This window comes from Amycolatopsis sp. NPDC001319, from assembly GCF_042896185.1.
Classification (GTDB): domain Bacteria; phylum Actinomycetota; class Actinomycetes; order Mycobacteriales; family Pseudonocardiaceae; genus Amycolatopsis.
Genome location: NZ_JBIAWY010000002.1, coordinates 211,306 through 232,694, shown reverse-complemented (window position 1 = coordinate 232,694; position 21,389 = coordinate 211,306). Strand labels below are relative to the sequence as shown.

Genomic DNA, 21,389 nt, shown 5'->3' with positions numbered 1-21,389 from the left:
AGTGTCCGGTGGCTTCGATCCTCAACCCGTACATCAGCTTCCGCGACGACGCCCGGCAGGCGATGGAGTTCTACCGGGACGTGTTCGGCGGGACGCTGACCGTCAACACGTTCGGGGAGTCCGGCATGCCCGACTCCCCCGCGGCTGACAACATCATGCACGCTCAGCTCGAGACCGGGAACGGGTTCACGTTGATGGCGGCCGACACGCCGCCGGGCATGGACCACAACCCCGGCACGAACATCTCGGTGAGCCTCAGCGGCGACGACGTCGACCAGCTGCGCGGCTACTGGGCCAAGCTCTCCGACGGCGGCACCGTCGCGGTGCCGCTGGAAAAGCAGATGTGGGGCGACGAGTTCGGCATGTGCGTCGACAAGTTCGGCATCGGCTGGATGGTCAACATCACGCAGCCGCAGAGCTGAGCCCGTCCGGCGGCGGCGCGCGGATCGCCGCGCGCCGCCGCTGGGCGACCACCGCGTGTCCGCGCAGCCGTACCGGGAGCAGATGTGATGCGGGTCGTGATCGTCGGGGGCGGGTTCGCCGGGTACAACGCGGCCAAGCGGCTGCGCAGAACCGCGGGCGACGACGTGGAAGTCGTGGTGGTCAACCCCACCGACTACTTCCTCTACCTGCCGTTGCTGCCGGAGGTCTCGGCCGGGCTGCTCGACCCGCGCAGCATCACCGTCTCCATCCCCGGCACCCTGCGCGGCGTGCGGCTCGTGCTCGGCACGGTGACCACTGTGGACTTCGACGGGCACACGGTGGGCTACACCGATCCCGAGGACCGCGCCCACGAGCTGTCCTACGACCGGCTCGTGCTCGCCGCCGGCAGCGTGAACAAGCTCCTGCCCATCCCCGGCGTCGCGGAGACCGCCCACGGGTTCCGCGGGGTCCCGGAGGCGCTCTACCTGCGCGACCACATCACCCGTCAGATCGAGCTCGCCGCCGCGACCGACGACACCGAGGAACGCGCGGCTCGCTGCACGTTCGTGGTCGTGGGCGCCGGTTACACCGGCACCGAGGTCGCGGTGCAGGGCCCGGCGTTCACCGGCGCGCTCGTCGCCCGCCACCCCGAGCTGGGCGGACAGCCGGTGCGCTGGCTGCTGCTCGACATCGCCGACCGGGTGCTGCCCGAGCTGTCGCCACGCCTGGGCCGGACTGCCGACGCGGTGCTGCGCGAACGCGGCGTCGAGGTGCTGACGAAGACGTCGGTGCAGGACGCCACCCCCGACGCCGTCACGCTCACCACCGGTGAACGCGTCCCGACGCGGACGCTCGTGTGGTGCGTCGGGGTGCGGCCCGATCCGCTCGTCGCCGACGTCGGCCTGCCCACGGCCAAGGGCCGTGTCGTGGTGACCGCGCGGCTGGGCGTGCCGGGCTACCCGGACGTCTTCGCGTGCGGCGACGTCGCGGCCGTGCCCGACCTGACGCGGCCGGGTGAGTACACGGCCATGACCGCGCAGCACGCGGAACGCCAGGGCAAGCTCGCGGGGACCAACGTCGCCGCGTCACTCGGGTACGGCACCCCCGGCACCTATCGCCACCACGACCTCGGGTTCGTGGTCGACCTGGGCGCGGGCCGCGCCGCGGCCAACCCGCTGCACGTGCCGCTTTCGGGCTTGCCCGCGAAGATCGTGACCCGCGCCTACCACCTGCTGGCGATGCCGGGCAACCGCCTGCGCACCGCCACCGGCTGGGGCCTCGCGACGGTGAGCCGCCGCCCGACCGTCCAATTGGGACTCGTCCGGGGCTCGTCCGTGCCACTGGACACGGATTCCCCGGAGGTACCACACCGCCGCACCTGAGTCCATTGTGGACTGATCAGGCCTTCACCTCGACCGCCGCGCCCACCGGCAGCCCGGCGAAGAACGCCTCCGAGTCGGCGTCGGTCAGGTGGATGCAGCCGTGGGAGGGCTTGTCCAACGGCCCCGCGTGGAACGCGATCCCGCCGGCCGCGAAGAACACCGAGTTCGGCATCGGGTCGCCGTACTCACTGCTCGTGTGCACCTTGTCCTTCCACGCCACCTTGAAGCTGCCCACGGGCGTCGGCTGGCTCGCGTCGCCCGACTCCATCGCGACCGGGCCGCGTACGACGACGCCGTCCTTGAGCAGCCACGCGAGCCGCAGCGACAGGCTCGCGCACGCGCCGGTCGTCACCGCGCACGGCGGGGGCGGAGGCGGCGGCGGGGTGGTCGGCGCCGGCGGGGTCCCGGTGGTGGTGGGCGTGAGGTGCGACGTCTCGGCCAGCGGCGTGGGGGTGGTGGTGGCCGCCTGCGGTGCGGCGCACGCCGTCAGTGTGGCCGCGGCGGCCACGAGCACTCCCGTCGCGAAGGTCTTCGCCTGCATCGACAACTCCTGTCGTCCGGTCCCCGTGATCAACGGGTGAGCGGACGGGAAGGTTGAGTCCGTGACCGCCGACACTACCGGCAGGGAATGTTGACGTGTCAGCAAAGCCTGGTAGGTTCGACGCCAGGACCTCGCGAGGAAGTGGACATGGAACTCGGTATCTACAGCTTCGGCGACCGGACGCCCGACCCGGTGACCGGTGAACAGGTGTCGGTGGCGCAGCGGCTCGCCGAGACGGTGGAGCGCATCAAGCTCGCCGACGAGCTCGGGCTCGGGTTCTACGGCCTGGGCGAGCACCACCTGGAGCACTACGCCATCTCGAACCCCGCCACCGTGCTGGCCGCGGCGGCGAGCGTCACCGAGCACATCACGCTCGCGAGCGCGGTCACGGTGCTCTCCACCGAGGACCCGGTGCGCGTGTACCAGCAGTTCACCACGCTCGACCAGCTCAGCCGCGGCCGCGCGGAGCTGCTCGCCGGGCGCGGGTCGTTCACCGAGTCGTTCCCGCTCTTCGGCGCCGACCTCGGCGACTACGACGAGCTGTTCGAGGAGAAGCTCGCCCTCCTGCTGCGCATCGACCGCGAGGACCCGATCACGTGGTCGGGCCGCTTCCGCCCGCCGCTGACCGACGCGCACATCTACCCGCGCCCGTACGGCCGGCGCCTGCGCATCTCCGTCGGAACCGGTGGCAACCCGGAGTCCTCGATCCGCGCCGGGCTGCTCGGCCTGCCCGTGGTCTACGCCGTGATCGGCGGTGAGCCGGAGCGGTTCGCGCCGCTGGTGGACCTCTACCGCCGCGCGGCGGCGGCCGGCGAGCACACCGACGACGAGCACGACGTGACCATGGGCGCGATCGGCTTCATCGCCGAGAAGTCCCAGGACGCCAAGGAAACCTTCTACCCGTACTGGCTCGAGACGATGAAGTGGGGCGCGCGCTCGCGCGGCTGGGCCGTGCCCACGCGCCGGGAGTACGACCAGTACACCGAGGGCGCCCGCGCGCTGTTCGTCGGCAGCCCGGACGAGGTCGCCGAGCGCATCATCACCGTCGGCAAGCTGACCGGCGCCGACCGCTACGCCATGCAGATGGACTGGTCGGGCGTGCCGCACGCGAAGGTGATGAAGGCGATCGAGCTGCTGGGCACCGAGGTGCTCCCGCAGATCCGCAAGGAGTTCGGCTGACGCCCGGGCGGGCGTGAAGGCTCAGCAGAACTGCTTCGCCCCGCCGGCCAGCCGCGCCGCCCGCTCCACCGCCACGTGCAGCAGATCGCTGGGGGCGCAACACGTTTCCACCAGACCGGCGACGAGGGCCGCCTCCGCCGTGAACGTGCGCTCGCCCGAGCGGACCGTGCGCCAGACCGGGCCGGCGTGGCGGCGCAGCACCGTCTCGACGGCGGGCGGCACGTGCGCGGCCGCGCCGAGCCCGAGCCGCCCCTGCGCCATCACGCGCAGGTCGGCGGCGGCCGCCAGCGCGTAACCGGCACCCAGCGCGTCTCCGCCGATCGCGGCGACGACCGGGCTCGGGTGGTTGGCGATCGCGAGCACGGCCCGCTCCAGCCGGTCGGCCGCGCCGGCGAAGCCGCGGGCGAACACGTCGTCCCCGCCGGTGAGGACGACCGCGTAGGAGCCGCCGATGTAACCCAGCGCGGCGGTGATCCGGTCCAGCGTCTCGGGAACCATGCTCCCGCAAGGGTTCTCGTACATCCGGACCACCGCGACGCCGTGGTCGTGCTCCAGGTCGATCATGCGCCGTCCTCCCCGCACCCGATCGCAGCGTCCCGCGCGAGACGGCTCACGACGGGATGTCGATGCCGTAGTCGCGGATCTTGCGGTAGATCGTGGCCCTCGACATGCCGAGGGAGTGGGCCGCGCGGGACTTGTTCCCGTCGGCGTCCAGGAGGCTGCGCACGATCGCGTCGCGCTCCAGCGACTCCAGCGGGTTGAGCACGCGCTTGACCACCGTCCGGCACTCCGGCGGCAGGTCCTCGGGCTCGATCACGCCCGCGCGGCGGGTGTGCACGACCTTGCGCAGCACCTGCCGCAGCTGCGCGACGTTGCCCGGCCACTCGTTGCGCAGCAGCAGCTGCAGCGCGGCCGGCGAGCAGTGCAGCAGCGGGCCCTTGCCCAGCTGCGCGAGCAGGAACGGCACGAGCACGCGCACGTCCTCGATGTGGTGCCGCAGCGGCGGCACCGTGACCGACGTCGGGAAGTGGCGCATCAGGTCGGTGTCGAGTCCGTCCTGCTCCCCCTCCGACACCGTCGCGACGCCCCACACGCGCGCGTCGAGCCGCGCGTCGTCCAGCACCGCGGCGAGCGCGCGCTGCTCGTCCCGCGAAAGCTTGTCCAGGTGGCGGAACACCACGGTGCCCGGGCCCTTGCGCAGCGCCCGCCGCACCGGGGCCTCCCACTCCCCCGCCTTGACGCCGTCGAGCTCCACGACCTCGCACGGCGCGCTCGCCGTCGAGCCGGAGTGCGCGGCGCGGGCCATGGCGAGCTTGCCGCTGCCGGGTTCGCCCTCGACCACGGTCCACTTGCGGTCGCGCGCGAAGCGGCCGACCGAGTGACACGCCCGCACCCACAACGCCCCCGTGCCGACGATTCCGGGCAGCACGGGCTGGCGTGTGTCGGTGCGCGCCGACACGACCTCGGGCTCCTGCAGCAGCCGGGCCCGCACGACGCCGCCGGCCGGGCCGACGTCGCTGGAGACCGGCGTGTAGGACAACCGCGCGCGGGCACCGCTGGGCAGGTCCATCGACAGCGAGCGGTCCGACTGCGAGCTCAGCGCCTCCACGGCGCGGGCCAGCAGCGCGGCCTGGTCCTCGGGCACGAGCAGCTGGCGGGCGTGGTCGTTGAGCATCACGAGGTCGTTGTTGACCGCGAGAACGATGCCCTGCCCACGCCGGCACGCCCGCAGGTACGCCGAGAACAGGCTCAGCTCGCGCAGGCCGACCTGGTTGGTCAGCTCCGTCTCGATGTCGTGCGCGGTCGCCTTGGCCAGGGCCAGCAGCAGCGGGCCGGCGTCCTTCTTCCAGCACGTGAGGTCCAGCAGCCCGAGGACCTGGCCCGAGATCGGGTGGCGGATGGGCACGCCGGCGCACGCGAGCGTGTCGAGGTTCTCCGCGTAGTGCTCGTGACCGAACACCGCGGTCGGCTGCCTGCCTTCGAGTGCCGTGCCGATCCCGTTCGTGCCGACGAACTCCTCGGCGTAGCTGAACCCGCGCGCGAGCTGCACCCCGTCGAGGTACCGCTCGAGCGCGCGGTCTTCGGTCCGGCGGTCGAGCACCAGCGCCTGGTCGTCGGTGAGCACCACGCTCACCGCGAGGTCGCTGAGCTTGTCCTCCAGGGCGTCGAGCACCGCGCCCGCGCTCTGCAGCAGGGGCGTCTCGAGGTCGGGATCCGCCACGTACGGAGTTCTCACGTGGTCGGCGGCCACCCGGTGCGTCCGGGACCGCCACCACGAAGCGAGGATCGTCTTGCGGACGCTTTCCGCGTCGACCTCCTCCGTGGACAAGAACTGCTCCCTGGCGTTCGCCAGCCTGTCCGGCGACGAAATGGAGGCGCCTGCGTCGGTCAAAGCCTCACCTCCCGGCAGTAGGGCGTCGTGCGCCCCGGCCAGGCACACGACGTCGTGTGCCAGTCACCATAACCGCAGCGTCGACCACTGCCTGTCTCATATTGAGACCACCATCACAGGGTACTCGCGGTGTCATTCCCTGCATCCGGACGGCGACGTGCGAGCTGCATCCGGTGCCCGGCGGCCAGGCGGCCGGGAACCGGATCATCACCCGCGAGCGGCGCGAACCAAGCCGAGCCAGGAACTGCCGACGACCGATCAGGTGGAGGTACACGGCGTGAGTCGACAAAGTCTGAGCAAGGCGCACAAGAAGATCACGGAACTGTCGTGGGAACCGACCTTCGCGACCCCCGCGAAGCGCTTCGGGACCGACTACAAGTTCGACAAGGCCCCCAAGAAGGACCCGCTCAAGCAGATCCTTCGGTCCTACTTCCCGATGGAGGAGGAAAAGGACAACCGCGTGTTCGGTGCCATGGACGGCGCCATCCGCGGCAACATGTTCCGCCAGGTCCAGGAACGCTGGATGGAGTGGCAGAAGCTGTTCCTGTCCATCATCCCGTTCCCGGAGATCTCGGCCGCCCGCGCGATGCCGATGGCGATCGACGCGGTGCCGAACCCCGAGGTGCACAACGGCCTCGCGGTGCAGATGATCGACGAGGTTCGCCACTCGACGATCCAGATGAACCTCAAGCGTCTCTACATGAACCACTACATCGACCCCGCCGGGTTCGACATCACGGAGAAGGCGTTCTCCAACAACTACGCCGGCACCATCGGCCGGCAGTTCGGCGAGGGCTTCATCACCGGTGACGCGATCACCGCGGCGAACATCTACCTCACGGTGGTGGCCGAGACCGCATTCACGAACACCCTGTTCGTCGCCATGCCCTCGGAGGCGGCGGCCAACGGCGACTACCTGCTGCCCACGGTGTTCCACTCCGTGCAGTCCGACGAGTCCCGCCACATCAGCAACGGCTACTCCATCCTGCTGATGGCGCTGGCGGACGAGGACAACCGGCAGCTGCTCGAGCGCGACCTGCGTTACGCGTGGTGGAACAACCACTGCGTGGTCGACGCGGCCATCGGCACCTTCATCGAGTACGGCACGAAGGACCGCCGCAAGGACCGCGACAGCTACGCGGAGATGTGGCGCCGGTGGATCTACGACGACTATTACCGCAGCTACCTCATCCCGCTCGAGAAGTACGGCCTGAAGATCCCCCACGACCTCGTCGAAGAGGCCTGGAACCGGATCATCAACAAGCACTACGTGCACCGCGTGGCCCAGTTCTTCGCCACCGGCTGGCCAGTGAACTACTGGCGCATCGACCCGATGACCGACACCGACTTCGAGTGGTTCGAGTCGAAGTACCCGGGCTGGTACAACCAGTTCGGCAAGTGGTGGGAGGCGTACAACCGCCTGCGCTACCCGGGCAAGAACAAGCCGATCGCGTTCGAGAACGTGGGCTACGAGTACCCGCACCGCTGCTGGACCTGCATGGTCCCCGCCCTCATCCGCGAGGACATGGTGACCGAGAAGGTCGACGGCCAGTGGCGCACCTACTGCTCGGAGACCTGCGCCTGGACCGACACCACGGCGTTCCGCGGCGAGTACGAAGGCCGCGAGACCCCGAACATGGGCCGGCTCACGGGCAAGCGCGAGTGGGAGACGCTCTACGACGGCATGGACCTCGCCGACATCATCTCCGACCTCGGCTACGTCCGCGACGACGGGAAGACCCTCATCCCGCAGCCGCACCTCGACCTCGACGACCCGAAGAAGCTGTGGACCCTCAACGACGTCCGCGGGATCACCTTCGGCAGCCCGAACATCGCCCTCAACAAGATGTCGGACGCCGAGCGCGAGGCGCACATCGCCGCGTACAAGGCGAACCCGAACGTCACGGTGGCCTGAGGCCGCACCCCGAAACGGTTCCCGCCGGGGTGCCCGGGTTCGAATCCCGGGTGCCCCGGTGGGTGCCCCCATCCCCAGGAGCGGCGTCCATGGGCGACAAGCACAAGATCCGGTTCGAACCGGTCGGCATCGACATCGAGGCCGACGAGGACGAGACCATCCTCGATGCGGCCTTCCGGCAGGGCGTCATGCTCATGCACGGCTGCAAGGAGGGGCAGTGCTCGGCGTGCAAGTCCTTCTTGCTCGAGGGCGACCTGCAGATGGACCGGTACTCCACGTTCGCGTTGGCCGACTACGAAAGCGAAGAAGGGTTCGTGCTGCTCTGCCGAGGGCACGCGTACTCCGACCTCGAGATCGAGCTGACCAACTACGACGAGGACATGATCCGGTCCGGCCTGCCGGTCGTCACGGCGGGAACCACGGTGGAGTCCATCACCGACCTGACCCACGACATCTCGCTCGTCCGCCTGAAGGTGGACGAGGACGCGGGCATCCGGTTCCACCCGGGGCAGTACGTGGACATCAAGATCCCGGGAACGGACGAGCACCGTTCGTTCTCCATGGCCAACGTCACGGTGGCCGACGGGATCCTCGAGTTCATCATCAAGCGCTACCCCGGCGGCAAGTTCTCCTCACTGCTCGAAGGATCCCTGTCCGCCGGCGACCCGCTGGAGGTGACCGGGCCGTACGGCACGTTCACGCTGCGGGTCAGCTCCGACCGGCGGCTGGTCTTCGTCGGCGGCGGGGCCGGGATGTCCCCCATCCTGGCGCTGCTGCGGCAGATGGCGGAAAGCGGCAACGAGCGCGACGTCGTGTACTACTACGGCGCCCGCACCGAGCGGGACCTCTTCCACCTCGAAGAGATGGCGGAGCTCGCCCGGCAGCTGCCGAAGTTCCGGTTCGTGCCGTGCCTGTCCGACACCGCTCCCGAAGGCTGGCCGGGTGACGGCGAAGGCGAGCTCGGGCTCGTGACCCAGGTGCTCGAACGGCGGGAGGACAACCTCGCCGAGTGCGACGTGTACCTGTGCGGCCCGCCGCCGATGATCGACGCGGCCCTGCCCCTGCTGGAAAGCCTGGGCGTGCCGTCAGATCAGGTCTTCTACGACAAGTTCACGATCACGGCCGCGGCGGAGGACTGACCACCGCGCGCCGATCCCACCCGAAGCAGGCCACCACACACAGAGAGGTGTGCTCATGGTCAGTACGGAAAAGCCCCAGCAGAGCTTCCCGAAGCCGGAGTTCACGGGCGCCGAAGCCGGGCTGCTGGACTTCCCGAGCTCGAAGAGCCGAAGCTACAACTACTTCAAGCCGCGCAAGCTGCGCGCGACGATGTACGAGGACGTGACCTTCGACGTCCAGCCCGACCCCGAGCGGCACCTCTCGCAGGGCTGGATCTACGGCTTCGCGAACGGCCCCGGCGGCTACCCGAAGGAGTGGACGGAGCTCAAGTCCGGCAACTGGCACCAGTTCCTCGACCCCAACGAGGAGTGGGAACAGACGATCTACCGGAACAACTCCAACGTCGTCCGGCAGATCCAGCTCAACCTCGAGAACGCCAAGAAGGCCGGCGCCTACGACAACTGGGCGCCGAGCTGGGTCAAGTTCGTGGAGCGGCACCTGGGTGCGTGGATGCACGCCGAGCACGGTCTCGGCATGCACGTGTTCTGCTCGGAGCAGCGGTCGGCCCCGACGAACATGATCAACAACGCGATCGCCGTGAACACCGCGCACAAGCTGCGCTTCGCCCAGGACCTGGCGCTCTACAACCTGGACCTGACGGAGTCGGGCATCGAGTTCGACGGTGCCGTGCACCGTTCGGTGTGGCACGAGGACCCGGCGTGGCAGGGCGTTCGCGAGAACGTGGAGCGCCTGACCGCGATCGGCGACTGGGCCGAGTCGCTGTTCGCCGCCAACGTGGTGTTCGAGTCCCTGGTGGGCGTGCTCTTCCGCAGCCACCTGGTGATGCAGGTGGCCGCCCGCAACGGCGACTACGTCACGCCGACCGTCGTCGGTGCCGGCGAGCACGACTACGAGCGGGACCGCAGCTACACGCGGGCCCTGTTCAGCATGCTCACCAGCGACGCCGAGCACTCCGCGCACAACAAGCAGGTGCTCACGTCGTGGCTCGAGAAGTGGGTGCCGGTCTCCGTGGCCGCCGCCCGCACGCTGCAGCCGATCTGGTCGCAGCCGCAGGAGAAGGTCGTGACCTTCGCCGAGTCCTGGGACGCGTCGGTGACCAACCTGCGCAGCCTCCTGTCCGACCTCTCCCTCGACGAACCGAAAGGGCTGCTTTCATGACCGCGAGCAGGCAGTTTACCGTCGACCGCACCGCGTCGAACATGTGCGGCGTCACCCTGATGAACAACCAGAACGGCTACGTCGTGGCTGAGGTCATGCGCGGCAAGCCGGGTGTCACGGTGGCGGAGTACCCGTCCATGATCCGCGTGGACGGCACGAACAAGATCGTCTTCAACTGGGACGAGATCTCCGAGGCGATCGGCTTCGACTTCGAGCAGCCGGACTTCGAGGAGATCATGTCGACGCACTACGGCCGCATGGTCCACCTCGACGACGAGACGGTCCTGTTCGCCAACCCGGAGGACGCCGCGGAGTACATCGACTTCGATCTCGAACCGGTCGAGTAGCCCGCGCACGACCACCGGTTCGCGCCGAGGGGGGTCGGGCCGGGACGGAGCACACCCGTCCCGGCCCCGGCCCCCGGGCGCCCTTCCGCGAAAGGACTCCCATGTACCGCAAGGACGGCGAGAGCTATTTCATCGTCGACAGCCACGTGCACTTCTGGGACGGCTCGCCCGCCAACCAGGCCAACCGGTACGGCAAGGGCTTCATCGAGGACTTCTACGACCACCACCGCACCCTCAGCCCCGCCGAGTGGCTGTGGTCGCTGGAGAAGTTCGGCAAGTACTCCGAGGAGACGCTGATCGACGACCTGTTCACGACGGGCTACGTGGACAAGGCCATCTTCCAGCCGACCTACCTCACCGAGTTCTACGTCAACGGGTTCAACACGACCGAGCAGGACGGGGCCGTCGCGGAGAACAACCCCGGGAAGTTCATCGTCAACGGCGCCTTCGACCCTCGCGACGGCGAGGCCGGGCTGGACAAGCTCGAAGCGCTGGCCGAGCGGTGGGACCTCAAGGGCGTGAAGCTGTACACGGCGGAGTGGAAGGGCGAGTCGAAGGGCTGGCAGCTGTCGGACCCGTGGTCCTACCGCTACCTGGAGAAGTGTGAGCAGCTGGGGATCCGCAACGTCCACGTCCACAAAGGACCTTCGATCGACCGGAGCGAGCGGGCCTCGGCCGACGTCGCCGACATCGACGACGCGGCCGGCGCGTTCCCCAACCTGAACTTCGTCGTCGAGCACGTGGGCCTGCCCCGGTTCGAGGACTTCTGCTGGATCGCCACGCAGGAGCCGAACGTCTACGCCTGCCTCGCGGTGGCGATGCCGTTCATCCACACGCGACCGCGCTACTTCGCGCAGGTCGTGGGCGAGCTGTTGTACTGGCTCGGGGAGAACCGCATCACCTTCGCCAGCGACTACGCGATCTGGCAGCCGAAGTGGCTCGTCGAGTCCTTCGTGGACTTCGAGTTCCCCGAGGACATGCAGGGCGACTACGGCACGCTGTCCACCGACGCGAAGAAGAAGATCCTCGGCCTCAACGCCGCGCAGCTCTACGACCTGGAAGTGCCCGCGGAGGTGACCGCCGGGATGGCCGGTGCCCGCGCGTCCACCGGGTCGGGTTCGAAGGTCCCGGCATGACCGCGGCGACGGCGGAGACGCTGACCAGCAGGGTGTGGCGCGCCCTGGCCGACGTCGTGGACCCCGAGTTCCACGAGCCGATCACGGACCTGGGGTTCGTCGCCGGCGTCCACGTGCGCCTGCACAACGACCGCGGGCACTCGGTTTCGGTGCGGCTGCGGCTGCCCGCGTACTACTGCGCGCCCAACTTCGCGTACCTGATGGTGGCCGACGCGCACGACGCGGTGCTGAGCCTGCCGAGCGTCGACACGGTCGACATCGTGCTGGAGGGCCGCCGCGCCGGCGAGGAGGTCACCGCCGCCAGGTTCGGCGGCCCGGTGCCCGAACAGACCGGCGGCGAGCTGGCCGAGCTCCCGCCGGAGTTCCGGCGCGAGGCGCACCTGGCTTGCATGGAGCGCGCGGTGCGCAAGCTGGTGGACGAGGGGTGGCGGGTCGACGCGCAGCAGTCCCCCGAGCGCGAGAACCTGCTGCGGTTCGCCAAGGGCGTGCGGGTGTCCCTCGAGGACACCGCGAAACCGCGGTACTACCGGGCCGGCGACGAGGTGCGAGAGGAGGTACCGTCGTGAAAGCGGTGCAGCTGCGCGGTTACGACCGCACCCCCGAGCTCGTCGAGGTGCCCGACGCCCACGTGCAGGGGCCGCTGGACGTGGTGGTGCGGATCGGCGGCGCCGGCGTGTGCCGGACGGATCTGCACATCATCGAGGGCCAGTGGGCGGAGAAGTCGGGCGTCACACTGCCCTACACGCTCGGCCACGAGAACGCGGGCTGGGTCGCGGAGATCGGCGAGGGTGTCACGTCGGTGTCCGTGGGCGACCCGGTGATCCTGCACCCGCTCGCCACGTGCGGGCTGTGCAAGGCGTGCCGCGCGGGCGACGACGTCCACTGTGTACAGTCGGCGTTCCCGGGCATCGACCGGGACGGCGACTACGCGGAATACCTGCGCACGAACGCGCGGGCTGTGGTAAAGCTGGACTCCTCGCTCGAACCGGCGGCCGTGGCGGCGCTGGCCGACGCGGGGCTCACCGCGTACCACGCCGCCCGCAAGGCGGCGGCTCACCTGCACCCGGGTGAGCGCGTGGTGTCGATCGGCGCGGGCGGGCTGGGTCACATCGGCATCCAGGTGCTGAAGGCGATCAGCCCCGCCGAGCTGATCGTGGTCGACCGGTCGCCGGAGGCGCTGAAGCTCGCGGGCGAGCTCGGCGCCGACCACCTCGTGGTGGCCGACGGCTCGGAAGCCCAGGCGGTGCTCGAGCTCACCGGCGGCGAAGGCGCGGAAGCCGTCGTCGACTTCGTGGGCGAGGGCGGCGCGATCGAAGCCGGCGTGCAGATGTTGCGGCGCGCCGGGAACTACTACGTGGTCGGCTACGGCGGGACGCTGGCGGTGCCGACCATCGACATCATCTCCACCGAAATCAACTTCGTCGGCAACCTCGTCGGGTCCTATTCGGACCTCGCCGAGCTGATGGTGCTCGCCGCGCGCGGAAAAGTCGCGCTGCACACCAGCACGTACGCCCTGACCGACTTCGAGAAGGCGCTCGACGATCTGGACCGCGGCCTCGTCCGCGGCCGCGCGATCCTCGTGCCCTGACCGCCGGCAGGTTCAGCCGCGACCACGACCTCCGTACGGAAAGGACAGACATGGCCAAGGACTTGCGGTTCAACGTCGAAGCGCGCCAGCTGCTGGAGTCGGGCGTGAACGCGCTCGCCGACGCGGTGAAGGTGACGCTCGGCCCCAAGGGACGCAACGCCGTGATCGAGAAGCTCACCGGAGCCCCGACGATCACGAACGACGGCGTCACCATCGCCAAGGAGATCCAGCTGCGCAACCCGTTCGCCAACATGGGCGCGCAGCTGGTGAAGGAGGTGGCGATGAAGACCAACGGCGTGGCGGGCGACGGCACGACCACCGCCACCGTGCTGGCGCAGGCGATCGTGCGCGAGGGTCTGCGCGCCGTCGACGCGGGCGCCAACCCGCAGCTGCTGAAGAACGGCATCCAGAAGGCCGTGCAGCGGGTGGTCGAGGTGCTGCAGGCCGGCGCCCGTGAGGTGACGGAGGCGGGCGACCTCGCGCACGTCGCGACGCTTTCGGCCAACAACGACCCGGAGATCGGCGACATCATCGCCGAGGCGATGGGCCGCGTCGGGCTCGGCGGTGTGGTCACCGTCGAGGAGTCGCCGGCGTTCGGGCTGCAGGTGAACTTCGCGGACGGCGTGGAGTTCGACAACGGCTACATCTCGCCGTACATGGCCACCGACAAGGACCGCATGGAGACGGTGTTCGAGGACCCGTACATCCTGCTCACCAACGAGAAGATCTCGAAGGTGCAGACGCTGATGCCGGTCCTGGAGCAGGTGACCCGCACGCAGAAGCCGCTGGTGATCATCGCCGAGAACGTGGACGGGCCCGCGCTGGGCATGCTCGTGGCGAACAACGTGCACAACACGTTCAAGTCGGTCGTGGTGCGGGCGCCGGGCTTCGGGCACCGCCGCATCGCGGAGCTGTCGGACCTCGGCGTGTTCACCGGCGGCGAGGTCGTGACCGGCGACGCGGGGCAGAGCATCGACGCGGTTCGCCTCGAGCAGCTGGGCCGCTGCCGGCGCATCACCATCACCGAGGGCAGCACCACGCTCGTCGGCGGTGCCGGCAACGAGACCGCGGTGTCCGCGCGGATCGAGCAGATCAAGCGGGAACTGGAGCGCGCCGAGAACGAGCACGACCAGGACAGCCTGCAGGCGCGCATCGCGCGGCTCTCGGGCAGCGTCGCGGTGATCCACGTCGGCGCGGCCACCGAGGTCGAGCTGCGGGAGAAACAGCACCGCGTCGAGGACTCCCTGTCGGCCACGCGCGCCGCCATCGAGGAGGGCATCGTCGCCGGCGGCGGCACCGCCCTCGTGCAGGCCCGCACCGAAGTCGACAGCCTCGACCTCACCGGCGACGCCGCCGTGGGCCGCGACATCGTCCGCCGCGCACTCGTCGAACCCCTGCGCTGGATCGCCATCAACGCCGGCTACGACGGCGACGAGGTCCTGGCCGCCGTCGGCTCTTCGGCCCCGGGGCACGGCTTCAACGCCCTCACCGGCGAGTACGGCGACATGTTCGACGCGGGCGTCATCGATCCGCTGAAGGTGACCCGCTCGGCACTGCAGAGCGCGGCTTCCATCGCGGCCCTGCTCCTGACCACCGAGACGCTCGTGGTGGAGGAGATCATCCAGAACCCGGGCGCCATCATCGCCCCCGGCTTCGGCGACCTCGCCGAGGGCATGGTGCGGCCTTCCAACATCTACTGACCTGCCGGCCGGGCACTGCTTCGCTCGACGGGACCGGGTGCGGAACCGATTTCGGTCCTGTCGAGCGACCAGCCCGCTTGGTGGCGGTGGTGTGTGGCAAGTCGCGTCGCTGGTCGGCAAGGTGCCACGCCGATTGGCAAGTGCCGGGCGGAACGGCTTGTTGCCGGCACCTTTGGCACCAAGCCGGCTGAACCGGTCAGCCGCCCTGGCAAGCAGGCGAACCAGATGGCGAATTGCCAAACCCCACGGCATCCCGCCACCTACTTTGCCGCTTGCCAAGGGCCCTGGCACGAAGCCGCCCCCGATGGAAACACACCACGACGAATCGCCACTTGCCGGAACGACGTGACAGCCAGCCACGCCACCGGCAAGTCGCCAGGCCAACGGCAAGGCGGACGGCAAGAGCCGGCCGCCACCGCCACGGCATCTCGCCAGGCCAATGGCAAATTGCCACGGCTTTGGCAAGACGCCACGGCAACGGCGCGTTGCCTTGGCAAGTTGCCACGGGATCCGCAGGTTATCCGTGGCGACGGCAAGACGCCATGGACGTGGCAAATCGCCATGACAACGGCGAGGCGCCTCGGCAACGGCAACTCGCCGAGACAGCCGCAGCAATGGCAAATTGCCACGGCGTCGGCAAGACGCCACGGCAAACGCAAGAAACCACGGCGACGGCGAGTTGCCACGGGAGCCGCAGGTACCCGTGGCCGTGGCAAGACGCCGCGGCAATGGCAAGTCGCCGTGACAACGGCGAGAAGCCGTGGCAGGCGACCGACGGAACGGCAAGGTGCCACAGCCCGTGGCAAGTGGACAGCCGGACCGGTCGGTTGCCGGGGTGATCTGTCACCGCGATGGCAGGTTTCCAGGACGCATGGCAAGTGAGGCAGCCGTGGTAACGGCGGCCGGGGCGAGGAGCACGGCCCCGGCGAACCCGGACTCGGTTCCCGGCGCGGGACGCCCGCCGGGGGCCGCGGCCGGTCGTGAGTACGGGTGGTCGCGGCGCCCGGCTCACGCCCGGTCACGAGGCAGCGTGGCCTCGTGCACCGTCGGTGGCCTGTGCGGAGGACAGCATGATCTTCATCGTCGTCAAGTTCACCGTCCGGCCCGAGCGGAGCGAGGACTGGCTCGGCCTGGTCGACGACTTCACCCTCGCCACCCGGCGCGAGCCCGGGAACCTGTTCTTCGAATGGTCGCGCAGCGTCGACGTGCCCCACCAGTTCGTGCTGGTCGAGGCCTTCGCCGACCCCGAAGCCGGCCGCGCGCACGTGAGCTCGCCGCACTTCGCGGACGCGATGGCGTGGATGCCCGACGTCATCGCCCGCACCCCGGAGATCGTCAGCCTGGACGCCCCCGGCGCCGGCTGGAGCCCGATGGGCGAGCTCCGCATCGACTGACCGCTCCCACCACAAGGCCGGACCGGTCCGGACCGCCGCGACGGGTCCGGACCTGTCCGGCCGAATCACGGGGAAATCACCCGGGAATCGCCCGGCGGATCACCCGAGCAAATCCCCCGCGCACCCCGTCAACGCTTTCTCCCCCGCCGACGCCGCGTCGCGCGGGTGAGGATCCAGGCCAGCGAGACGACCATGCCGCCCACCGCCAGGCCCCAGGCGGTCACGTCCACGGCGGGCACCCACGTCACCTCCGAGCCGCGGATGACGAACGCTCCCGTCGGCCGCGCGAAGAGCCCGAAGCCGACGCCTTCCTTGTCCGGCGCCTCCTGCCCGCCGCCCCCGCCGCCGGTCACCATGGCGGCCGGGATGACAACGATGCCATCCTTCTCGACCGGGTCGCTGTAGACGCGCTGCGCCGTGTACAGCTCCGCCGTGGACGCGGTGATGTCCTTGAGTCCCATGTGGTCACTCCTTCGTCGAGTCGCTGCCGGTCACGATCCTCGTCGATTACAACGTCCGGGTGAAGTCCCTGGCCACCTCGGCTCACGTTGTTAGCGTGGACGCCGCTGACTCGACGGACGGTGGGGACATGACAGCACCCGTGCAGGAGCGGACCGGCAGACCACGAAGAACGAACGAAGGAGGGAAACCGTTGTCCCGCAAGGAAGAACCAGGTCTGGTGTTGAGCATCGCACTCACGACGGCGCTGGGTTTCGCCTGGGCGGCCGAGGTGGGGGTCGGTGTCGGGGTAAGCATCGGGAACCTCGTGACCGGCAACGCGGGCAAGCCGCTCCCCCGCTGAAAAACCCCGAAAACCGCAGCATCACAAGGAAAACCGCACCGAAGGAGCGGCAGATGCTGATCGTCGCCGGGCATCTCGCCGTCGACCCCGGCCGCCGCGACGCCTATCTCGCGGGCTCTGTGAGCGTGATCGAGCACGCCCGCGACGCACCCGGCTGCCTCGGTTTCTCCCTCACCGCGGACCTTCTCGACCCCGGCCGCATCGTCGTCTTCGAGCACTGGGAGTCGCGGGAAGCCGTCGAAGCGTTCCGCGGCAGCGGCACGAGCGACGAGCAGAACGCCGAAATCCTCGCCGCCGACGTGGCGGAGTACGAAATCGCCGGCGTGCGCGACCTGACCTGACGAAAAGGTTAAGACCAGATCGTCACGTACACCGGCGGCCGGAACCGCGAGGGCGGCACGCCACTGCCCGGCGCGCGCATCACGTGCATCGCCGCCGGCGTCGTCAGGAAGTGCCGCAACGAGTTCGCGGCCCCCGTGCGGCGGTCGGTCGGCAGGGTGGTCACGTACCAGCACGTCGACATCGGCGTGTGGCGCGTCGGCACCACCGCCAGCTCGTGACGGCGCAGCTGTGGCGCCACCAGGTGCTCCAGCGCCACCGACACCCCGCCCCCGCTGGCGGCCGCCGACCACGCGGCCGTCTGGTTCGGGAAGACCTGGATCGCGTCGTCGGGCACGCCGAGGCGGGCCAGCAGCCGGCCGGTGTCGCTGCCCGGGTCGGCGCCCGCCGGGTCGAGCAGCCACGGCCAGTGCGCCGGGCTGCCCTGGTGGCGGCAGTGCGGCGAGCCGACCACCACGAGTGACGCGCGGAAGATCGGTGTGCAGTCGAGGTCGCCGCCGTCTCCGGTCACGTCGGGGCCCAGCGCCACATCGGCGAGCCGGTTGGTGATGAGCACGGGCAGCTCGGCGGTGCGCGCGAGCCCGGACGACGCGTCGATCGCGTTGCCCGATCTCCGCGTGAACGCCTCCAGCAGCGGGTTGGCCACGAACTCCGCGATCTCACTGGTCACCGCCAGCTGCAAGCGCGCCGCGACCCCGTTGGCCTGGCGCACGGCGGCGTCGGCCTCCGCGCCGAGCGCCACCATCTGCGACGCGATGGGCAGCAGCCGGCTCCCGCCCGCGGTGAGCGTCATGCCGCCGGAGCGCTTGATGAGCAGCTTGTCGCCGTGGTGCTGGCGCAGCGCGGCCAGCGCCTGGGACACCGCGGGCTCGCTCACGCCGAGCGCCTTCGCGGCGTCGGTGACCGACCCCAGCCTCGCCACCAGGACGAACGCATTGAGCTGGCCCAGTGTCATGGTCAAATACTCTCGGTAACCCCGGATCCTGGACAATACTCCTTAAGCAAAGGGTTAATCCAGCGCCGCGCGAGGCGCTCGGGCGGTGTTGACTCGCCCCATGGACGACGAAGCGCTGCAAGTCCTGCGCGAGGTCTGGCGCGCCCAGGGCCAGGACGCCGACGAGCTGGAGGCGGCCTGCGGGCCCCAGCGTTCCTGCAAGAGCATGTCGGCCGTGGGGTTCGGCGGGCTCGCCGAGAACGGCGACCTGCACGCGGCGTGGCACGACCAGCTCGCCCGCGAGGGGAAGCTGAAGCCCGGCACGAGCACGGTGCGTGACCTCGTGCTCGGCGCGGACGAGCAGCCGTAACGGAATGGCCGAGCCGGACACCGTCGCGGGGCTCACCGCCGCCCTGCGCGACGCCGCATACCTCGCCGACCGCGGCCTCGCCACGGCGCTGCTGGTCGGGCTGCGGCTGCACCGGCCCGTGCTGCTCGAAGGCGAGGTCGGCGTCGGCAAGACCGAGGTCGCGAAAACCCTCGCCGCGGTGCTCGGTCGCCGCCTCATCCGACTGCAGTGCTACGAGGGCATCGACACCGCCCAGGCCCTCTACGAGTGGGACTACGCCCGCCAGCTGCTGCGCATCCGCGCACTGCAGGACCACCAGGCCGAGTCCGGCGAGGTGGTCGAGCAGCTGTTCGGGCCCGAGTTCCTCGTCGAACGGCCGCTGCTGGCCGCCGTCCGCGCGGGCGCCGGCGCCGTGCTCCTCGTGGACGAGATCGACCGCGCCGACGACGAGTTCGAAGCCTTCCTGCTCGAACTGCTCTCCGACTTCCAGGTCACCGTGCCCGAGATCGGCACCATCGTCGCGCCCAGCCCACCACTCGTGGTGCTCACCTCCAACCGCACCCGCGAGCTGCACGACGCGCTCAAGCGCCGCTGTCTCTACCACTGGCTCGGCTACCCGGGCGCGGATCGTGAGCTGGAGATCGTGCTCGTGCGCGAGCCCGGCGTCGAGGAGGCCCTGGCGCACCAGGTCGTGGCCGCCGTGCGCCGGCTGCGGGAGCTCGACCTCGCCAAGCCGCCCGGGGTCGCCGAGACCATCGACTGGGCCCGCATGTTGCGGTTCCTCGGCGAGGACACGCTCGACGAACGCTCCGCCGGCGACACGCTCGGTGCCGTCGTGAAGGACCGCGACGACCTCGACGTGGTGCGGGCGCACCTCGCGGAACTCGCCTCCGGTGGCTGAGCTCACCCGGGTGCTGGTGGGTTTCGCGCGGGCCCTGCGCGAAGCCGGCCTGCCCGTGGGCTCCGGCGACGCGCTCGGCTGGTGCCGCACGATGACCGTCCTCGACACGACCGACCTCGCCGACCTCTACTGGGGCGGGCGCACCACGCTGCTCAAGCGTCACGAAGACCTCCCCCGCTACGACGAGACGTTCCGCCGCTACTTCCTCGGCGCCGGCGAGCCGCCGGCGGCGGTGCTCACGATCCTCGCCGAGTCGGGCGTCGACGCCACCCTGGCGCTGCCCGAACCCGAACGCGCCGGCGACGAGCGGGAGACCGACACCCTGCTCGGCCTCACCGCGTCCGATGTGGACAGTCTGAAACGCAAGTCCTTCGGTGCCTGCACGCCCGAGGAGCTCGCCGCGATCCGCCGCATCGTGGCCCGGCTGCGCCTCACGCCGCCGAAACGCCGCACGCGCCGCACCCGGCCCGCGCGCAAGGGCCGCGAACCGGACCTGCGCCGCACGGTCCGCGACTCGCTGCGGACGTTCGGCGAACCCCGCGCGCTGCGCTACCGCGAACGCCGCGTGCGGCTGCGGCCGCTGATCCTCGTCCTCGACGTCTCCGGCTCGATGGCCGGCTACTCCCGCACGCTCCTGCAGTTCGCCTACTCCGCGCGCCGCGCCGCCGCGAAGGTCGAGGTGTTCTGCTTCGGCACCCGCCTCACGCGGATCACCGACCAGCTGGGCACCCGCGACGCCGACGAAGCCCTGGCGCGCGCGGCCGAAGCCGTGGTCGACTGGGAGGGCGGCACCCGCATCGGCGCCGCGCTCGACGAGTTCGTGCGCACCTTCGGCCGGCGCGGCCGGTGCCGCGGCGGAGTGGTCGTGATCTGCTCCGACGGGTTCGACCGCGGCGACCCGGACGTGCTGGCCAAGGCGGTGGAACGGCTGTCGCGGCTGTGCCACCTGCTGGTGTGGACGAACCCGCACGGCGGCGCCCTCGGGTCGGCGCCGCTCGGGATGAGGATCGCCGCGCCGTACGTGGACCTGCTGGTGACCGGCCACGACCTGCGCAGCCTGGAGGAGCTCGCGGCAGCGTTGCCACGGGCTCGGTGAGGAGCACCGGCGATGCGGTGGAGCGTGGGGATCGAAGCGGACGGCGACCGCGTGTTCACGCGCGAGGAGATCGTGAGCCTGGCCGACGCAGTGGCGCCCTCGGGCGGCATCGCCAGCGGGATCGGCACCACGAGCTACGGCGCGCGCCTGCTCGTCGAGGCACCCGACCGCGAGAAGGCGATCACGCTCGCCACGGCGGAGTTCCGCCGCGCGGCGAAGGCGGCCGGGCTGCCGTCGTTGCCGGTCGGGCGCGTCGAGGCCGTGGGCGAGCACGAGTGATCCGCCTCGGCCCGGCCTCGGGGTACCCGTTCGAGGGCCCCCGCCTGCTCGGTGGGTGGGCGCCGCCCGCCGTCGCCGCGGTGTACGCCGTGCTCTACCGCCCCGAACCCGAAGCCCGGCCCGATCGCTACGCCGTGGTCTACGTCGGCCACGCCGACGATCTCTCCCAGGCGGACCTGCCGTTCCGCCACCCGCGTGCGCAGTGCTGGATCGCGCGCGCGGGCTCGCGGTGGAAGGTGCACATCTGCACCTACGAGGTCCCCGGCGGGCTGCCCGCGCACCGCGAGCAGATCGTCCGCGAGCTCACCGCCGTCTACCGGCCGCGCTGCAACGAGGCCCAGTTCGAGCACGCCTGGCACGAGAACTGGATCGGCCACGAACGCTGAGCGCCCCT

At 70.3% G+C, this 21,389-nt stretch carries 24 protein-coding genes; 19 read left to right on the top strand and 5 right to left on the bottom strand.

Going from position 1 to position 21,389, the window contains the following annotated elements:
• The first annotated feature begins 8 nt into the window (after nt 1-8).
• Both ACFY1H_RS06765 and ACFY1H_RS06760 read left to right on the top strand, forming a co-directional pair.
• The gene (locus tag ACFY1H_RS06765; RefSeq protein ID WP_386945117.1) at nt 9-422 is read left to right on the top strand and encodes a VOC family protein; all 414 of its coding nucleotides are present in this window, start codon (nt 9-11) and stop codon (nt 420-422) included.
• Between the two features lie 87 nt (nt 423-509).
• Nucleotides 510-1,805, top strand: coding sequence for an NAD(P)/FAD-dependent oxidoreductase (locus ACFY1H_RS06760; RefSeq protein WP_386945115.1), 1,296 nt, complete (start codon nt 510-512; stop codon nt 1,803-1,805).
• 16 nt (nt 1,806-1,821) lie between these two features.
• Here ACFY1H_RS06760 and ACFY1H_RS06755 read toward each other — a convergent pair whose 3' ends face one another.
• Nucleotides 1,822-2,346: a L,D-transpeptidase gene (locus tag ACFY1H_RS06755; protein WP_386945113.1), complete on the bottom strand. Its 525-nt coding sequence runs from the start codon at nt 2,344-2,346 to the stop codon at nt 1,822-1,824.
• Between the two features lie 147 nt (nt 2,347-2,493).
• On the opposite strand from ACFY1H_RS06755, the gene ACFY1H_RS06750 reads away from it, so the two are divergent.
• Nucleotides 2,494-3,525 (top strand): LLM class flavin-dependent oxidoreductase, encoded by a 1,032-nt coding sequence (locus ACFY1H_RS06750; protein WP_366576667.1) that lies wholly within the window; start codon nt 2,494-2,496, stop codon nt 3,523-3,525.
• A 21-nt stretch (nt 3,526-3,546) separates the two neighbouring features.
• Here ACFY1H_RS06750 and ACFY1H_RS06745 read toward each other — a convergent pair whose 3' ends face one another.
• Together ACFY1H_RS06745 and ACFY1H_RS06740 are read right to left on the bottom strand one after the other, a co-directional pair.
• Nucleotides 3,547-4,089 carry an enoyl-CoA hydratase-related protein gene (locus ACFY1H_RS06745; RefSeq protein ID WP_386945111.1) on the bottom strand — a complete coding sequence of 181 codons (543 nt, stop codon included), beginning with the start codon at nt 4,087-4,089 and terminating at the stop codon, nt 3,547-3,549.
• 46 nt (nt 4,090-4,135) lie between these two features.
• The gene (locus ACFY1H_RS06740; protein ID WP_366576671.1) at nt 4,136-5,854 is read right to left on the bottom strand and encodes a helix-turn-helix domain-containing protein; all 1,719 of its coding nucleotides are present in this window, start codon (nt 5,852-5,854) and stop codon (nt 4,136-4,138) included.
• A gap of 340 nt (nt 5,855-6,194) precedes the next feature.
• On the opposite strand from ACFY1H_RS06740, the gene ACFY1H_RS06735 reads away from it, so the two are divergent.
• From ACFY1H_RS06735 to ACFY1H_RS06695, 9 genes are all read left to right on the top strand, one after another.
• The gene (locus ACFY1H_RS06735) at nt 6,195-7,832 is read left to right on the top strand and encodes an aromatic/alkene/methane monooxygenase hydroxylase/oxygenase subunit alpha (RefSeq protein ID WP_285966586.1); all 1,638 of its coding nucleotides are present in this window, start codon (nt 6,195-6,197) and stop codon (nt 7,830-7,832) included.
• 89 nt (nt 7,833-7,921) lie between these two features.
• Nucleotides 7,922-8,971, top strand: coding sequence for an FAD-binding oxidoreductase (locus ACFY1H_RS06730; protein WP_366576674.1), 1,050 nt, complete (start codon nt 7,922-7,924; stop codon nt 8,969-8,971).
• 55 nt (nt 8,972-9,026) lie between these two features.
• On the top strand, nt 9,027-10,130 hold the full coding sequence (locus ACFY1H_RS06725) for an aromatic/alkene monooxygenase hydroxylase subunit beta (protein ID WP_386945108.1): 1,104 nt from the start codon (nt 9,027-9,029) through the stop codon (nt 10,128-10,130).
• Entirely contained in the window at nt 10,127-10,477 is a 351-nt protein-coding gene (gene mimD / locus ACFY1H_RS06720; RefSeq protein WP_360603108.1) for a propane 2-monooxygenase effector subunit MimD, read from the top strand. Before ACFY1H_RS06725 ends, mimD begins: the two co-directional genes overlap by 4 nt.
• A gap of 101 nt (nt 10,478-10,578) precedes the next feature.
• Nucleotides 10,579-11,613 carry an amidohydrolase family protein gene (locus tag ACFY1H_RS06715; RefSeq protein WP_386945106.1) on the top strand — a complete coding sequence of 345 codons (1,035 nt, stop codon included), beginning with the start codon at nt 10,579-10,581 and terminating at the stop codon, nt 11,611-11,613.
• The gene (locus tag ACFY1H_RS06710) at nt 11,610-12,179 is read left to right on the top strand and encodes an iron-sulfur cluster assembly protein (protein WP_386945104.1); all 570 of its coding nucleotides are present in this window, start codon (nt 11,610-11,612) and stop codon (nt 12,177-12,179) included. The genes ACFY1H_RS06715 and ACFY1H_RS06710 overlap by 4 nt, the downstream gene beginning before the upstream one ends.
• Nucleotides 12,176-13,201 carry an NAD(P)-dependent alcohol dehydrogenase gene (locus ACFY1H_RS06705; protein ID WP_386945102.1) on the top strand — a complete coding sequence of 342 codons (1,026 nt, stop codon included), beginning with the start codon at nt 12,176-12,178 and terminating at the stop codon, nt 13,199-13,201. Before ACFY1H_RS06710 ends, ACFY1H_RS06705 begins: the two co-directional genes overlap by 4 nt.
• Nucleotides 13,202-13,251: 50 nt before the next feature.
• Nucleotides 13,252-14,901: a chaperonin GroEL gene (groL, locus tag ACFY1H_RS06700; protein ID WP_366576685.1), complete on the top strand. Its 1,650-nt coding sequence runs from the start codon at nt 13,252-13,254 to the stop codon at nt 14,899-14,901.
• 1,070 nt (nt 14,902-15,971) lie between these two features.
• A complete protein-coding gene (locus ACFY1H_RS06695) occupies nt 15,972-16,295 on the top strand; it encodes a putative quinol monooxygenase (RefSeq protein WP_366576687.1) in 324 nt (107 codons plus the stop codon).
• A 128-nt stretch (nt 16,296-16,423) separates the two neighbouring features.
• Here the strand turns inward: ACFY1H_RS06695 and ACFY1H_RS06690 are convergent, their stop codons facing one another.
• Nucleotides 16,424-16,756 carry a hypothetical protein gene (locus ACFY1H_RS06690; protein WP_366576689.1) on the bottom strand — a complete coding sequence of 111 codons (333 nt, stop codon included), beginning with the start codon at nt 16,754-16,756 and terminating at the stop codon, nt 16,424-16,426.
• 191 nt (nt 16,757-16,947) lie between these two features.
• On the opposite strand from ACFY1H_RS06690, the gene ACFY1H_RS06685 reads away from it, so the two are divergent.
• Complete coding sequence (locus ACFY1H_RS06685; protein ID WP_366576691.1) at nt 16,948-17,097, top strand: hypothetical protein; 150 nt, start codon at nt 16,948-16,950, stop codon at nt 17,095-17,097.
• 53 nt (nt 17,098-17,150) lie between these two features.
• Nucleotides 17,151-17,438 (top strand): putative quinol monooxygenase, encoded by a 288-nt coding sequence (locus ACFY1H_RS06680; RefSeq protein ID WP_386945100.1) that lies wholly within the window; start codon nt 17,151-17,153, stop codon nt 17,436-17,438.
• A gap of 8 nt (nt 17,439-17,446) precedes the next feature.
• Here the strand turns inward: ACFY1H_RS06680 and ACFY1H_RS06675 are convergent, their stop codons facing one another.
• Nucleotides 17,447-18,391 (bottom strand): LysR family transcriptional regulator, encoded by a 945-nt coding sequence (locus ACFY1H_RS06675; protein WP_366576695.1) that lies wholly within the window; start codon nt 18,389-18,391, stop codon nt 17,447-17,449.
• Between the two features lie 100 nt (nt 18,392-18,491).
• Here ACFY1H_RS06675 and ACFY1H_RS06670 point away from each other — a divergent pair, with 100 nt between their 5' ends.
• Genes ACFY1H_RS06670 through ACFY1H_RS06650 form a run of 5 tightly spaced genes read left to right on the top strand, consistent with a single transcriptional unit; the run spans nt 18,492 to nt 21,381 of the window.
• Nucleotides 18,492-18,740 (top strand): hypothetical protein, encoded by a 249-nt coding sequence (locus ACFY1H_RS06670; RefSeq protein WP_366576696.1) that lies wholly within the window; start codon nt 18,492-18,494, stop codon nt 18,738-18,740.
• 4 nt (nt 18,741-18,744) lie between these two features.
• Nucleotides 18,745-19,620, top strand: a complete 876-nt coding sequence (locus ACFY1H_RS06665) for an AAA family ATPase (protein ID WP_386945098.1) — start codon at nt 18,745-18,747, stop codon at nt 19,618-19,620.
• Nucleotides 19,613-20,716, top strand: a complete 1,104-nt coding sequence (locus ACFY1H_RS06660) for a VWA domain-containing protein (RefSeq protein ID WP_386945097.1) — start codon at nt 19,613-19,615, stop codon at nt 20,714-20,716. Before ACFY1H_RS06665 ends, ACFY1H_RS06660 begins: the two co-directional genes overlap by 8 nt.
• A gap of 12 nt (nt 20,717-20,728) precedes the next feature.
• A complete protein-coding gene (locus ACFY1H_RS06655) occupies nt 20,729-20,995 on the top strand; it encodes a hypothetical protein (RefSeq protein WP_366576702.1) in 267 nt (88 codons plus the stop codon).
• Nucleotides 20,992-21,381: a hypothetical protein gene (locus ACFY1H_RS06650; RefSeq protein ID WP_366576704.1), complete on the top strand. Its 390-nt coding sequence runs from the start codon at nt 20,992-20,994 to the stop codon at nt 21,379-21,381. Before ACFY1H_RS06655 ends, ACFY1H_RS06650 begins: the two co-directional genes overlap by 4 nt.
• The last annotated feature ends 8 nt before the right edge of the window (nt 21,382-21,389 follow it).

Bases quoted from the DNA above. Each gene is read 5' to 3' on its own strand.
- ACFY1H_RS06760 (WP_386945115.1), top strand. From the start codon at position 510: ATGCGGGTCGTGATCGTCGGGGGCGGGTTCGCCGGGTACAACGCGGCC.
- ACFY1H_RS06755 (WP_386945113.1), bottom strand. From the start codon at position 2,346: ATGCAGGCGAAGACCTTCGCGACGGGAGTGCTCGTGGCCGCCGCGGCC.
- ACFY1H_RS06750 (WP_366576667.1), top strand. From the start codon at position 2,494: ATGGAACTCGGTATCTACAGCTTCGGCGACCGGACGCCCGACCCGGTG.
- ACFY1H_RS06745 (WP_386945111.1), bottom strand. From the start codon at position 4,089: ATGATCGACCTGGAGCACGACCACGGCGTCGCGGTGGTCCGGATGTAC.
- ACFY1H_RS06730 (WP_366576674.1), top strand. From the start codon at position 7,922: ATGGGCGACAAGCACAAGATCCGGTTCGAACCGGTCGGCATCGACATC.
- ACFY1H_RS06725 (WP_386945108.1), top strand. From the start codon at position 9,027: ATGGTCAGTACGGAAAAGCCCCAGCAGAGCTTCCCGAAGCCGGAGTTC.
- mimD (WP_360603108.1), top strand. From the start codon at position 10,127: ATGACCGCGAGCAGGCAGTTTACCGTCGACCGCACCGCGTCGAACATG.
- ACFY1H_RS06715 (WP_386945106.1), top strand. From the start codon at position 10,579: ATGTACCGCAAGGACGGCGAGAGCTATTTCATCGTCGACAGCCACGTG.
- ACFY1H_RS06710 (WP_386945104.1), top strand. From the start codon at position 11,610: ATGACCGCGGCGACGGCGGAGACGCTGACCAGCAGGGTGTGGCGCGCC.
- groL (WP_366576685.1), top strand. From the start codon at position 13,252: ATGGCCAAGGACTTGCGGTTCAACGTCGAAGCGCGCCAGCTGCTGGAG.
- ACFY1H_RS06695 (WP_366576687.1), top strand. From the start codon at position 15,972: ATGATCTTCATCGTCGTCAAGTTCACCGTCCGGCCCGAGCGGAGCGAG.
- ACFY1H_RS06690 (WP_366576689.1), bottom strand. From the start codon at position 16,756: ATGGGACTCAAGGACATCACCGCGTCCACGGCGGAGCTGTACACGGCG.
- ACFY1H_RS06680 (WP_386945100.1), top strand. From the start codon at position 17,151: ATGCTGATCGTCGCCGGGCATCTCGCCGTCGACCCCGGCCGCCGCGAC.
- ACFY1H_RS06675 (WP_366576695.1), bottom strand. From the start codon at position 18,391: ATGACACTGGGCCAGCTCAATGCGTTCGTCCTGGTGGCGAGGCTGGGG.
- ACFY1H_RS06670 (WP_366576696.1), top strand. From the start codon at position 18,492: ATGGACGACGAAGCGCTGCAAGTCCTGCGCGAGGTCTGGCGCGCCCAG.
- ACFY1H_RS06665 (WP_386945098.1), top strand. From the start codon at position 18,745: ATGGCCGAGCCGGACACCGTCGCGGGGCTCACCGCCGCCCTGCGCGAC.
- ACFY1H_RS06655 (WP_366576702.1), top strand. From the start codon at position 20,729: ATGCGGTGGAGCGTGGGGATCGAAGCGGACGGCGACCGCGTGTTCACG.